Genomic DNA, 13,373 nt, shown 5'->3' on the forward strand with positions numbered 1-13,373 from the left:
CTTACAGAGAACGTTCGACCTTGACCTGATCGAAGACCTCGATCTTGTCATTGACCTGGACATCATTGTAGTTCTTCACGCCGATGCCACACTCCATGCCCATGCGCACTTCCTGGACGTCATCCTTGAAGCGACGCAGGGATTCCAGCTCGCCCTCGTAGATGACCACGTTGTCGCGCAGGACACGGATCTTCTTGTTACGGTACACGGTACCTTCAACCACCATGCAGCCAGCAACGGCACCAATCTTCGGTGCACGGAAGACATCGCGAACTTCAGCCACACCAACGATCTCTTCCTTCCACTCAGGCTCGAGCATACCGCTCATCGCCTGCTTGACCTCATCGATCAGCTGGTAGATGACGCTGTAGTAGCGCAGCTCCAGGTTCTCGCGTTCGATGATCTCACGAGCAGAAGCATCGGCACGTACGTTGAAGCCCAGGAGGATGGCTTCACTGGCCAGTGCCAGGTTGGCATCAGTACCGGTAATACCACCAACACCAGAAGACACCACGGAGACCTGCACTTCATCGGTGGACAGTTCTTCCAAGGCACCACGAATCGCTTCCAGAGAGCCCTGGACATCCGCCTTGAGCACGATGTTGAGCTTGGCAGCCTCTTCCTGGCCCATCTGCGAGAACATGTTCTCAAGCTTGGCCTTCTGCTGACGAGCCAGACGCACTTCGCGGTACTTGCCCTGACGGAAGTTGGCAACTTCACGTGCCTTCTTCTCATCGGCCACGACCATGAAGTCATCACCCGCTTCCGGCGTACCATCCAGGCCCTGGATCTCGACCGGCATGGCAGGACCGACTTCATCGACCTGCTGGCCGAGCTCATTGGTCAGTGCGCGTACGCGACCATAGTGCAGACCCGCCAGTACGATATCGCCCTTTTTCAAGGTACCGTTCTGGACCAGCACGGTGGCAACCGGACCACGTCCCTTGTCGAGACGAGATTCCACCACGACACCTTTGCCCGGAGCTGACGGCACGGCCTTGAGCTCAAGAACCTCGGATACCAGGTGAACCGCCTCGAGCAGACTCTCGATGCCATCACCGGTCTTGGCCGAAACATGAACAAACTGAGTATCGCCGCCCCATTCCTCGGAAATGACGCCGTGCTGAGACAGCTCATTCTTGACCCGATCGGGATCGGCATCCGGCTTGTCCATCTTGTTGACTGCCACCACCATCGGAACTTCCGCGGCCTTGGAATGCTCAACCGCTTCGATGGTCTGAGGCATCACGCCATCGTCGGCAGCGACCACGAGAATAACGACGTCAGTGGCCTTGGCACCGCGGGCACGCATGGCGGTAAAGGCCGCGTGTCCAGGAGTATCAAGGAACGTGACACCGTTGTTGTCGTCCTCGACATGGTAAGCGCCGATGTGCTGGGTAATACCCCCGGCCTCACCAGTGGCCACCTTGGCACGACGGATATAGTCGAGCAGAGAGGTCTTGCCGTGGTCGACGTGGCCCATGACGGTCACTACCGGAGAGCGCGTGATTTCTTCGCCCTCGTAGGAGATCGCCTCGAGAACCGCAGTCTCCAGAGCATCATCCTTGACCAGCTTGGGCTTGTGGCCCATCTCTTCAACGACAATCGCTGCCGTGTCCTGATCGATGGTCTGGTTGATAGTCACCGCTGCGCCCATGGTGAACATGGCCTTGATGACTTCATTGGCCTTGATCGACATCTTGTCGGCCAGGTCCGCCACCGAAATGGACTCAGGAATGGACACTTCGCGCACGATCGGCTGGGTCGGCTTCTGGAAGCCATGCTTGCCATTGCCCTGGGTGGAGCCGCCACGACGACTGCCACGACGCTCGGCACGCTTGGCTTTCTTGCCACCGCCACGACGACGTTCCTCACGATCGCTGCGATCGTCATCATCGTCACGACTGCCTTTCTTGCCCCCCTTGCCTGCGGCCTTCTTGACGGCAGCACGGCGCACATCACCGCGACCTTCCTTCGGCGGTGCCGGTGGCTCATCGGTAGCAGCGGGCTCAACTGTCGTCAGTTCAGGAACGGGAATCTCAGGCTCGATATTCGCTGCTGCCTCGGCCTTAGCCTTGACTGCCTCAGCTGCCGCCTTCGCTTGCTCAGCTTCACGAGCAGCCTGATCAGCCGCACGCTTGGCAGCTTCTTCAGCTTCCTGAGCTTCTCGACGAGCCTGGGCTTCCGCCATATCGCCAACCAACTGACGCGGACCGTGGTCCTCGGCCGCAGCCGGAGCTTGCTCTTCGGCCTCTTCGCGCTTGACGTAAGTACGCTTCTTGCGCACCTGCACTTCAATGGTCTTGCCGCGCTCGTTGGTCTTGATCTTGCTACGTGTCTTGCGAGTCAGGGTAATGCGGTTGCGCGCCCCCAGACCAGCACCGCCACCATGGCTCTTGGTCAGGAAGTCGAGCAGCTTGCGCTTGTCTTCCTCGGATACAGCGTCACCCTCGGACTGGTGATCCAGACCGGCTTCTTTCATCTGTTCCAGCAGACGAGGCACTTCACGCCCCACCTTTGCTGCAAAATCCTTAACGGTCATCTCTGACATTACGACCCTCCTCAGCCCGTGACCTTTTTTACTGTTCGCTCTCGAACCATGGCGCACGGGCAGTCATGATCAGTGCCGCGGCACGCTCTTCGTCCAGTTCCTCGATGTCCATCAGGTCATCGACTGACTGCTCGGCCAGATCCTCCATGGTCCGGATACCCTTGCTGGCCAGGATGAGGGCCAAGTGACGCTCCATCCCTTCCATTGCCAGCAGATCATCTGCCGGCTGGGCACCATCCAGCTCCTCCTCTGAAGCGATGGCCAAGTTCAAGAGCTCGTCTTTGGCGCGAGCACGAAGTTCCTCGATGAGGTCCTCGTCGAACTCTTCAATTTCAAGCATTTCCTCGACCGGTACGTAGGCCACCTCCTCCAGGGTGGTGAAACCTTCCTCGACCAGCAGCCGGGCGACATCATCCTCGATGTCCAGATGCTGAACGAAGTGCTCGACCAGGCTGTCGATTTCCTGATCGCGCTTGGCCTCGGCTTCGGCTTCGGTCATGACGTTGAGACGCCACCCTGTCAGCTCTGAAGCAAGGCGCACGTTCTGTCCGCTCCGGCCAATGGCCTGAGCCAGATTATCCTCAGCGACAGCCACATCCATGGAGTGGGTATCTTCATCCATAAGGATCGAAGCCACATCAGCCGGCGCCATGGCATTGATCACCAGTTGAGCGGGATTGTCATCCCACAGCACGATATCGACACGCTCGTTCTGAAGTTCGGACGATACCGCCTGAACCCGAGAGCCGCGCATGCCGACACAGGCACCAACCGGATCGATACGACGGTCGTTGGTCTTGACCGCAATCTTTGCCCGGGACCCCGGGTCACGTGCTGCACCTTTGATCTCGATGAGCTGTTCGGCGATCTCTGGAACCTCGATCTTGAACAGTTCAATGATCATCTGCGGATTGGTCCGAGACAGAATCAACTGAGCGCCACGCGCATCAGCATCAACCTTGAGCAACAGCGCACGAACGCGTTCGTTCATGCGATAACGCTCGCCGGGAATCATCTCACTGCGCGGCAGGAACGCTTCCGCATTGTCGCCCAGGTCAATGATAAGTCCGTCACGTGTCGTCTTCTTGACGATCCCCGCGACCAGCTCACCTTCACGCTCGGCGTAAACGCGCACAACTTCGGCACGCTCAGCCTCTCGCACCTTCTGCACAATGACCTGCTTGGCAGTCTGCGCAGCAATGCGGCCAAAAGCGGCATTCTCAATCTGCTCTTCGACCACGTCACCAAGAGCCAAAGGTGGATCGCGGCGCTGGGCGAAGGTCAGCTTGATCTGAGTATCCGGACCGTCGAAGTCATCGTCTTCGACCACTTCCCAACGGCGGAAAGTCTCGTATTCTCCCGTCATGCGGTCGATATGCACGCGAACGCTGACTTCCTCATCTTCGAAACGCTTGCGCGAGGCACTCGCCAGAGCAGCTTCGACGGCCTCGAAAATGACTTCGCGGGGAACCCCTTTTTCGTTGGAGATCGCGTCAACGACCGCCAGAATTTCTTTGCTCATGCCTTAGCCTCGCCTGATAACCTGTCCTTGTTCGTAAGCATCATGAACCGAACTGCGGCACAATCCGCGCCTGGTCGATGCCATCAATGGGAAAGCAATATTCCTCGCCATCGATCTGTACCAGCACTTCATCACCTTCGACCCCGGCGAGCAGCCCTTGAAACTTGCGCCGCCCTTCATAGGGGGCACGCAACTTGAGGCTGACCTGATGGCCGGCATAGCGGGTGAATTGCTCAAGGGTGAACAGCGGGCGATCCATACCGGGAGAGGACACTTCCAGGCGATATTCGCCAGCAATGGGATCCTCGACATCCAGCACGCCACTAACCTGCCGACTGATGTCAGCACAGTCATCGACGTTCACGCCATTCTCGTGATCGATATAGATCACCAGGCGTGAGTGTTTTCCCTGGGATAGATAATCAATACCCCAGAGTTCGAACCCCATGGCCGTTACCACAGGTTCGATCAGCGCTTCGAGCGCAGAATCCTTGATGGCCACGAATGAAAGCTCCTACAGCCGTTGCATCAGCACCTGGCCGGGAGTGAACAGGAAAGTCAGGTGGCTGATTGGCGTTGCGCTTCCCTGGCCTTTACTGCTTATCCCAGGTCAGCGAACTGCTAACAAAAAGCCCCTTCACAGGAAGGGGCTTTTACAAGAAACCTGTCATCATTCTAGCAGAATCGGCATACCCCTTGAGGACACCGAATAGCACCTGCTGGAAGATGGTAGCGGGGACCGGATTTGAACCGATGACCTTCGGGTTATGAGCCCGACGAGCTACCAGACTGCTCCACCCCGCATCAATCTAGGCCGGTGAGTATACGCATGCTTGACTAGCGCGTCAAGCCCTCACCACACTGCCAACCCTGAAAAAAAGAAGATCGCGAACAACATATAACATCACGAGACTTCGATGGTGCCGAAGGCGGGACTTGAACCCGCACGACCATAAGGTCACTACCCCCTCAAGATAGCGTGTCTACCAATTCCACCACTTCGGCTAGGGAGGCGGAAGGATCAGCTATTGCTGTCCTCCAGCACTGGCGCAGTATTATCCATATCGCTGCCGTTGCCGTCAACCTCCGGAGCGACATTTTCGCCTTCTTCCGCAGGTGTACTGCCCTCTTCGTCAGAAGCGCCTGACTCCAGAGCAGGCACATCACCTGCCTCGCCTGGTGCAGCGCTCTCGTCGGCAGCTGGAGCACCCTCATCATCGAGCGTCGGAGCACTATCCTCGAGTGCCGGGGCATTGTTCTGCTGCTCGATCACCTCGGCGGCAGGGATACCCGCTTCATCCGGGGACACAGGGTTCGTCCGGGAAGCGAAGTAGGCCAGAGTCAGGGAGGTGGCAAAGAAAGCTGCAGCGAGCACAGCTGTCGCCTTGGACAGGAAACCGCCACTGCCGCGAGAACCGAATACTGTCTGAGAGGCACCACCACCAAAGGATGCACCGGCCTCTGCTCCTTTACCCTGCTGCAGCAGGATCAGAGCGACCAGAGCGATGGCGATCGCCACATGGATCATGAGAATAGCAACTTGCATGGATTTAACCTGCTGACTGACAAATGGCTAGAAAATCGTCGACCTTCAGCGATGCTCCGCCGATCAGGCCGCCGTCGATATCGGCTTGAGCCAGCAATTCCGCCGCATTGTCCGGCTTCATGCTGCCCCCATAAAGTATCTGCATACTTTCGGCCAGGCCGGCGTCATACTGCGCCAGGCGCGCACGAATGGCCGCATGCACCTGCTGAGCCTGTTCCGGGGTCGCAGTACGTCCAGTACCGATCGCCCACACGGGTTCATAGGCCAACACCAGGGTACGGCGTTGCTCAGGCATCAGCGCATCCATCACCGCCTCCAATTGCCCCAGCACCACAGCTTCGGTCTGCTCGGCATCGCGCTCTTCCAGGGTTTCCCCCAGGCACAACACCGGCTTCAACCCGGCAGACAGAGCCGCCTGAACCCGTGCCAAAACGGCAGCATCGTCCTCACCGAACAAGGTGCGCCGCTCGGAATGCCCCACCAGCACCATCTGCATGCCAAGATCACTCAGCATGCTGCCACTGACTTCGCCGGTATAAGCGCCATCGCTCTTGTCACTGAGCGTCTGGGCACCTATCGCCATTGCCTTTGGCAAACGTGCGCGAGCAACGCTCAGGTAGGGAAAAGGAACCATCAGCGCCAACTCGACACCAGCAGGCAACTCGGTATGCGATAACGTCTCGGCAAAGCTTTCAACCAGTTCCAGTGAGCCGTTCATCTTCCAGTTGCCGGCAATCAGCGGTGCACGCATAGGACATCCTCTTTCAAGGTGGGCCGAAATGGTATAGGAGCAGCGAGCTACGCTCAAGCATCAAGCTGTGAGCACGATGCTTATCGTGCCCTTGCCTGTCGCTCGCAACCCGTCTCTTTCCAGATAGTTAGCAACGAAAACGGCGAAGGTTACAGGAGCTCGCGCACACCTTCGGCCAAGCGCTTGGCGAACCCTTCTACATCAAGGTGTGGACGGCCTTCGACCATGACCCGAATCAAGGGCTCTGTACCAGATGGACGCAATAGTACCCGCCCTTGGCCAGCAAGCTCCTTTTCCACGGCCGCCACAGCTTCTTTCAGACGCGGGTCCGCCATCACCTTCCTGGCACTGGTGCCATCAGGCAGGCGCACATTGACCAACGACTGCGGCGCCTTGTCAAAACCATTCAACAGGCGCGACAACGACTGCTCCTCGCGCACCATGTAGGACAACACCTGCAGCGCCGACACAATGCCATCACCCGTGGTCTGTACATGGCCACAAACGATGTGCCCGGAAGACTCACCGCCCAGCTGCCAGCCATTGGCCGCCAAGCGCTCCATGACGTAACGGTCCCCTACCTGGGCACGTTCGAAGGGGACTCCCATCGCCTCGAGAGCGGCGGCGAGCCCGAAGTTGCTCATCAATGTCCCGACCACACCACCGACCAGCTCTCCACGCTGGTGGCGATCCTTGGCGATCAGGTAAAGCATGTCGTCGCCATCGATTTCATGGCCATCGGCGTCCACCATCAACACCCGGTCACCGTCACCATCGAAAGCCACACCAAGATCCGCACCTTGCTGAATCACCGCGGCTCGCAGTGCGGCCGGGTGCGTGGAACCAACTTCGCGGTTGATATTCATGCCATCAGGGCTGGCGCCAATCAGAGAAACCCTGGCGCCCAGTTCTTTGAATACTGCAGGAGCAATGTGATAGGTGGCGCCATGAGCACAGTCGAGCACGATATTCAGTCCATGCAGGCTGACACGCTCGGGAATGGTCGACTTGCAGAACTCGATATAACGACCGGCAGCATCATCGACCCGGGTCGCCTTGCCCAACTCATCCGGCGCCACAGTGGTCAACTCTTCCTCCAGGGCAGCCTCGATACGCTCTTCGACTTCATCTCCCAGCTTGGCACCGGCAGCAGAGAAGAACTTGATGCCGTTGTCCTGATAGGCATTGTGCGACGCGGAGATGACTATCCCCGCATCGGCTCGAAAAGTACGTGTCAGATAGGCAATGCCTGGCGTCGGCATCGGCCCGAGCAGCATGACGTCGACACCCGCTGCGGACAAGCCGGCCTCCAGCGCCGACTCGAACATGTAGCCGGAAATACGCGTATCCTTGCCGATCAGCACTCGGGCACGCTGGCGCCGAGGCTCGATCACCCGACCTGCAGCCCAGCCAAGCTTGAGCATGAAGTCCGGTGTGATTGGCGCCTGCCCAACACTGCCACGAATGCCGTCGGTGCCAAAATAGCGTCTAGCCATAGGACTTCCCTTCCTCGAGTACGGCCCAGGCCATGTTTACCGCATCCACGTGGGCCGCCACATCGTGAACACGCAGAATCCGTGCGCCACGCTCCACGGCCAAGGCTGACAGAGCCAGGCTACCGGGCAGGCGCTCTTCCACCGGTCGTTCCAGGACCTTGCCGATCATACTCTTGCGGGACATTCCCACCAGCAGCGGCAGCTCGAGTTCCTGCAACTTTTCCATACGGTGAAGCAGGCGAAGATTATGCTCCACAGTCTTGGCAAAGCCAAAGCCCGGATCGAGTAGAATCCGCTCGCGGCGAAGGCCAGAGCCTTCACATGCAGCAACACGCTGCGCAAGGAAAGTCATGACCTCATCTTCCACCGCCCCTTCATAGTGCGGTGCATTCTGCATGTCGCCAGGCTCGCCCAGCATATGCATCAACACGACGGGCAATCCAGTGGCAACAGCAGCCTGCATTGCGCCTTCACGACGTAGATTGCGCACATCATTGATCATGCCAGCTCCGGCACGAGCAGCTTCACGCATCACCTCTGGAGTGGAGGTATCCACGGAGACAAGAGCGTCAAGTTCACGCACCAGGACCTCAACCACCGGCAATACCCGATCCATCTCCTGCTGCGCACTGACGGCCTCTGCACCGGGGCGAGTAGACTCCCCGCCCACATCAATGATCGCAGCCCCCTCTGCAATCATCTGCCCGGCATGCCGCAGGGCATCATCCGTGGCCAGGTGCCGCCCCCCATCCGAGAAGGAGTCTGGCGTGACGTTGAGGATGCCCATGATATGCGGATAGGACAGGTCTAGGCGATGGCGGCCACAAGACAGCATAGAGGAGGAGGTTTGCATCTTTGGGGTCCTGCTGGATACAACGGATGAAAACGGAGAGGCGCCCCTCTGGGCGCCTCCATAACCTGGTATCGGGAATCAGCTGCCGGCAGGGCCACCCAGCGGATCGGAAGGACGACGTCCAGGTGTATCGTCGTCTTCTTCATCCCCCTCTACATCAGAGGCTTCGGAAGAGTCTGCTTCTTTACTCGGCTCCCCCGTTACCGGAGAGCCGCCATGAGTCCCATTGTCATCCCAATCCTTGGGCGGACGCGGAGCACGACCTTCCATGATGTCCTTGAGCTGGTCGGCATCAATGGTCTCGTACTGCATCAGCGCATCAGCCATGGCATCGAGCTTATCGCGATTCTCGTGCAGAATACGCTCGGCCTCGGCATAGCATTCATCGATGATCTTGCGTACTTCCTTGTCCAGGCGAGAGGTCGTCTCTCCCGACTTGAGCTTGCTGCCACCCTGCATGGAACCGCCGAGGAACTGATGAGACTCGTCCTCGTCGTACATGATCGGTCCCATCTCTTCCGACAGCCCCCACTTGGCCACCATGCTGTGCGCAAGTTCCGTCGCACGCTTGATGTCATTGGAAGCGCCAGTGGTGACACCATTCGGCCCCAGGGTCATTTCTTCGGCGATACGACCACCGAACAACGAACAGATCTGACTGATGATCTGCTGACGGGACAAGCTGTAGCGATCCTGTTCAGGCAGGAACATGGTCACACCCAGAGCGCGGCCACGGGGAATGATAGTGACCTTGTAGACCGGGTCATGCTCCGGCGCGACCAGACCGATGATCGCGTGACCTGCCTCGTGGTAGGCGGTATTGAGCTTCTCTTTCTCGGTCATGACCATGGAGCGCCGCTCGGCCCCCATCATGATCTTGTCCTTGGCCAGCTCCAGTTCTTCCATGCTCACCAAACGCTTGTTACGGCGCGCGGCGAACAGTGCAGCCTCATTGACCAGGTTGGCCAGGTCAGCACCGGAAAAACCAGGTGTACCACGGGCGATAAAGGACGGCTTGACGTCGTCGGCCAACGGCACCTTGCGCAGATGCACATTGAGAATGTGCTCGCGACCACGGATATCCGGCAGCGGCACGACCACCTGGCGGTCGAAACGCCCAGGACGCAGCAGGGCTGGGTCAAGAACATCAGGACGGTTGGTCGCAGCGATGACGATGATGCCTTCATTGGCCTCGAAGCCATCCATCTCGACCAGCAGCTGGTTCAGCGTCTGCTCACGCTCGTCATTGCCGCCGCCCATGCCTGCACCACGCGAACGGCCTACCGCATCGATCTCATCGATGAAGATGATGCAGGGAGCCTGCTTCTTGGCCTGCTCGAACATGTCGCGCACCCGAGAAGCACCCACACCGACAAACATTTCGACGAAATCAGAACCGGAAATGGAGAAGAACGGTACCTTGGCTTCACCTGCAATGGACTTTGCCAGCAACGTCTTACCGGTACCCGGAGGCCCCACCATCAGCACACCGCGCGGAATCGTACCGCCAAGGCGCTGGAACTTGGTTGGATCACGCAGGAAGTCAACCAGCTCTTCCACCTCTTCCTTGGCCTCATCACAGCCGGCCACATCGGCAAAGGTGGTCTTGATCTGATCCTGGGAAAGCAGCTTGGCCTTGGACTTGCCGAAACTCATCGGCCCACCCTTGCCTCCTGCTCCACCCTGCATCTGGCGCATGAAGAACATGAAGATGGCCAGAATCAGCAGAATCGGGAAGCTGGCGATCAGCAGCCGCGTCCATATGCTCTGCTCCTCAGGCTTCTTACCGACCACTGTGACGTTGTGCGACAGCAGATCATCCATCAGCTTGGGGTCCTCTGCTGACGGGCGGATGGTCTGGAAGCTGGAGCCATCGGATCGCTCACCATTGATGGTGTAGCCATCGATGGTGACGCTACGGACCTGCTGGTTCTGCACCTGCTCAACGAACTGGGAATAGTTCATTGTGTTGGGTGCGTTTTCGACGCTGAAGTTGTTGAACACCGTCAGCAGCACGGCTGCGATGACCAACCACAGAATCAGGTTCTTCGCCATGTCGTTCAAGGGACTACCCTCAATTGCAAGAATCTGTCAGCCCTAAGGTGCCTATCACTAAGTGTTGACACTACCAAAAGCGTTGACACTACAAGTTCGACACTACAGGAGCCTGGCTTGTTCGGCCAGTAATGCAGATGAACCGCACCTAACGGGCAGCACTACATATTACTTTGCCAAATACCGATGAATTTTTCCGGCTATCGCCTCAGTAGCCATCTTCTATCTAGAAGAATAGTCGTCGTCCATCAGCCACGAAAATTCTCTGCCAGCAAATACACCTCGCGTGAACGTGCACGTGAGGCACCTGGCTTGCGCGTTACCACTCGATCGAAGCTGCCGCGCAAATCCTTTAGATAGGCATCGAAGCCCTCGCCCTGGAACACCTTTGCCACGAAGCGGCCTCCAGGACGCAATGTCTGTCGAGCAAGATCAAGCGCCAGCTCCACCAGATACATGGCCTGAGGCTGATCAATTGCTGCCATACCACTCATATTGGGGGCCATATCCGACATCACAAGGTCTACCGGACGATTTCCTAGTACAGAAAGGATTTCCTCAAGCACACTTTCTTCGGTGAAATCCCCCTGAATGAAGTCGACACCCGCCAGAGCGTCCATCTCGAGGATGTCCGAAGCGATCACCACGCCATCATCACCAACTCGATCAGCGGCAATCTGACTCCAGCCACCTGGCGCGGCCCCTAGATCGATGACCGTCATACCGGGCTTGAACAGCTTGTCTTTCTCATCCAGCTCGATCAGCTTGTAGCTGGCCCGGGAGCGATAGCCATCCTGCCAGCTCTGCTGTACGTAGCGATCATCGAAGTGCTCCTTGAGCCAACTTGCGCTGCTCTTGCTGGCATTGCTCTTGTTGACATTGCTCTTGCCTCCACGCTTGGTAGAGGAAGAAGACGTCTGAGAGGAACGCTTGGATGCCACGCAATCACCTGGAAACAGCTACGGGAAAATATCGTCCACACGCCCCGCCGCCCCATGCCTGGGTTTAAGGGTCTACAGGATGTGGAAAATCAGCCTGCGGGACGACATATTCCAAGAAGAAAATATCGTGACGCTTCCGCCAAGGGCGAATTCGCCGTAACATGTGCAGTCGCGCCAATTTTGGGAAGAAGCAAGATACCATGAGCTTGTCACAGGCACAAAAGAAAGCATTCCGTAGCATTGGTCACCACCTGGACCCGGTAGTGACGGCATCGGAACACGGCATCTCCGAGGGCCTGCTGGCCGAACTCGACCGGGCGCTGAATGACCACGAGCTGATCAAGGTGAAGCTTGCCATTCCAGATCGTGACGACCGCACTGCGGTGCTCGACGAACTGGCCAAGGCCAGCAAGGCCGAGATCATCCAGAAAATCGGCAAGGTTGCCCTGCTCTACCGCGCCAACCCCAAGGCCAATCCGAAGCTGTCCAATATTACACGCTTCGCCGATCACCACGGCCGCCACTGAAAGCCGTAAGCCGTAAGCCGTAAGCCGTAAGCCGTAAGCCGTAAGCCGTAAGCCGTAAGCCAGCCTATCTGGCGTAGCTTGCGGCTCGGCTATTCCGGAAGAGGAATAAATTCTTCCTCATCTCCAGGTACTTTAGGAAAGGCACCGCTCTTCCAGTCTTGCCTGGCCTGTTCGATACGTTCCTTGCGGCTGGATACAAAGTTCCAGTCGACGTAGCGCCTGGACATCTTTTCTCCACCGATAATTCCGATGCGACACTCTGTGACGGCCTCCAGGATCACGCCGGCGCCTGCGGCACAGACTGCCAGAGAATGCTCGGGAATCTCGGTTACTCCTGCCCTCACCTCTCCCTGAGCAGTATACACAGCAAGCTCCTCTGCATGCGGCAAGGCAAGACGCTGCCCCGGCTGTAGATACGCCTCTACATACAGCGTCTCAGCATAGGTCTTCACTGGTGAAGTGACGCCATAGGCCGTTCCCATCATTACTCGCAATGACACACCTGCGGCTTCCAGTGCGGGGATAACGGAAGACGGATAATGATAGAAAGCAGGGTCGATCTCTTCGTCTTCCTCCGGCAGAACCAACCATAATTGCAGACCATGCAGGCGACGGGGCGCGCGAGTGAGCTCAGGGCGCTCACGCTCGGAGTGAGTGATTCCCCTCCCCGCCACCATCAGATTGATATCCCCCGGGCGAATGGGCTGCACACTGCCCAGGGAGTCCCGGTGCAGAATTTCACCTTCAAACAGATACGTGACCGTTGCCAGATTGACATGAGGATGAGGGCGCACATTGATACCCTCGCCAACGGGAAAGTCAGCCGGCCCCATGTGGTCAAAGAATATCCAGGGCCCCACCATCTTGCGCTTGGCCGTTGGCAAGGAGCGGCGCACCGAGAAATTGCCAATATCCTTTTCGCGGGTCTCGATCAGCAACTCGATCTCACCTGAGCACTGCTCATATTCACACCACTGCTCAGCATTGTCGGTAGGATTACTCATGCCACGCTCCCCAGAGGCCTTTCACAGAGGCCTTTCACAGAGGCTTTTCACAAGGACTTTTACACAGGCTCTCGACTCAGCTTAGCCCACGGTCTTCATAAGAGGAGCATCCATGAAAAAACCCCGG

At 57.8% G+C, this 13,373-nt stretch carries 10 protein-coding genes, 2 tRNA genes and 1 pseudogene; 1 reads left to right on the top strand and 12 read right to left on the bottom strand.

The annotated features are described in order from the left end of the window. Position 1 precedes the first annotated feature (1 nt). The 11 genes and pseudogenes from infB to rlmE all read right to left on the bottom strand — a co-directional run bounded on the left by infB (position 2) and on the right by rlmE (position 11,715). Positions 2-2,551 (bottom strand): translation initiation factor IF-2, encoded by a 2,550-nt coding sequence (gene infB / locus E4T21_RS19015; protein WP_149286529.1) that lies wholly within the window; start codon positions 2,549-2,551, stop codon positions 2-4. A 28-nt stretch (positions 2,552-2,579) separates the two neighbouring features. Next, positions 2,580-4,073, bottom strand: a complete 1,494-nt coding sequence (gene nusA / locus E4T21_RS19020) for a transcription termination factor NusA (RefSeq protein WP_149286530.1) — start codon at positions 4,071-4,073, stop codon at positions 2,580-2,582. 40 nt (positions 4,074-4,113) lie between these two features. Further along, a complete protein-coding gene (rimP, locus tag E4T21_RS19025; RefSeq protein ID WP_149286531.1) occupies positions 4,114-4,575 on the bottom strand; it encodes a ribosome maturation factor RimP in 462 nt (153 codons plus the stop codon). A gap of 225 nt (positions 4,576-4,800) precedes the next feature. Further along, a tRNA-Met gene (locus E4T21_RS19030) sits at positions 4,801-4,877 on the bottom strand. 114 nt (positions 4,878-4,991) lie between these two features. Further along, positions 4,992-5,078: transfer RNA gene (locus tag E4T21_RS19035), tRNA-Leu, on the bottom strand. Positions 5,079-5,256: 178 nt separating this feature from the next. Then, positions 5,257-5,619: pseudogene (secG, locus tag E4T21_RS19040) on the bottom strand (preprotein translocase subunit SecG); the annotation flags it as partial. Positions 5,620-5,623: 4 nt separating this feature from the next. After that, positions 5,624-6,370 carry a triose-phosphate isomerase gene (tpiA, locus tag E4T21_RS19045; RefSeq protein ID WP_149286533.1) on the bottom strand — a complete coding sequence of 249 codons (747 nt, stop codon included), beginning with the start codon at positions 6,368-6,370 and terminating at the stop codon, positions 5,624-5,626. Between the two features lie 149 nt (positions 6,371-6,519). Next, on the bottom strand, positions 6,520-7,866 hold the full coding sequence (gene glmM / locus E4T21_RS19050; protein WP_149286534.1) for a phosphoglucosamine mutase: 1,347 nt from the start codon (positions 7,864-7,866) through the stop codon (positions 6,520-6,522). Then, entirely contained in the window at positions 7,859-8,719 is an 861-nt protein-coding gene (gene folP, locus E4T21_RS19055) for a dihydropteroate synthase (protein ID WP_149286535.1), read from the bottom strand. Before folP ends, glmM begins: the two co-directional genes overlap by 8 nt. A 78-nt stretch (positions 8,720-8,797) precedes the next feature. Next, the gene (gene ftsH / locus E4T21_RS19060; protein ID WP_149286536.1) at positions 8,798-10,783 is read right to left on the bottom strand and encodes an ATP-dependent zinc metalloprotease FtsH; all 1,986 of its coding nucleotides are present in this window, start codon (positions 10,781-10,783) and stop codon (positions 8,798-8,800) included. Between the two features lie 239 nt (positions 10,784-11,022). Continuing rightward, the gene (gene rlmE, locus E4T21_RS19065) at positions 11,023-11,715 is read right to left on the bottom strand and encodes a 23S rRNA (uridine(2552)-2'-O)-methyltransferase RlmE (protein WP_149286537.1); all 693 of its coding nucleotides are present in this window, start codon (positions 11,713-11,715) and stop codon (positions 11,023-11,025) included. A 200-nt stretch (positions 11,716-11,915) separates the two neighbouring features. On the opposite strand from rlmE, the gene yhbY reads away from it, so the two are divergent. Then, a complete protein-coding gene (yhbY, locus tag E4T21_RS19070; protein WP_149286538.1) occupies positions 11,916-12,242 on the top strand; it encodes a ribosome assembly RNA-binding protein YhbY in 327 nt (108 codons plus the stop codon). Between the two features lie 89 nt (positions 12,243-12,331). Here yhbY and E4T21_RS19075 read toward each other — a convergent pair whose 3' ends face one another. Then, the gene (locus E4T21_RS19075) at positions 12,332-13,246 is read right to left on the bottom strand and encodes a pirin family protein (protein WP_149286539.1); all 915 of its coding nucleotides are present in this window, start codon (positions 13,244-13,246) and stop codon (positions 12,332-12,334) included. Positions 13,247-13,373: the final 127 nt, after the last annotated feature.

It is taken from the genome of Halomonas binhaiensis (assembly GCF_008329985.2).
Lineage (GTDB): Bacteria > Pseudomonadota > Gammaproteobacteria > Pseudomonadales > Halomonadaceae > Halomonas > Halomonas binhaiensis.

What these genes read in the sequence shown, in the direction of transcription:
- infB (WP_149286529.1), bottom strand. Translation starts at nt 2,551, where the DNA reads ATGTCAGAGATGACCGTTAAGGATTTTGCAGCAAAGGTGGGGCGTGAA.
- nusA (WP_149286530.1), bottom strand. Translation starts at nt 4,073, where the DNA reads ATGAGCAAAGAAATTCTGGCGGTCGTTGACGCGATCTCCAACGAAAAA.
- tpiA (WP_149286533.1), bottom strand. Translation starts at nt 6,370, where the DNA reads ATGCGTGCACCGCTGATTGCCGGCAACTGGAAGATGAACGGCTCACTG.
- glmM (WP_149286534.1), bottom strand. Translation starts at nt 7,866, where the DNA reads ATGGCTAGACGCTATTTTGGCACCGACGGCATTCGTGGCAGTGTTGGG.
- folP (WP_149286535.1), bottom strand. Translation starts at nt 8,719, where the DNA reads ATGCAAACCTCCTCCTCTATGCTGTCTTGTGGCCGCCATCGCCTAGAC.
- yhbY (WP_149286538.1), top strand. Translation starts at nt 11,916, where the DNA reads ATGAGCTTGTCACAGGCACAAAAGAAAGCATTCCGTAGCATTGGTCAC.
- E4T21_RS19075 (WP_149286539.1), bottom strand. Translation starts at nt 13,246, where the DNA reads ATGAGTAATCCTACCGACAATGCTGAGCAGTGGTGTGAATATGAGCAG.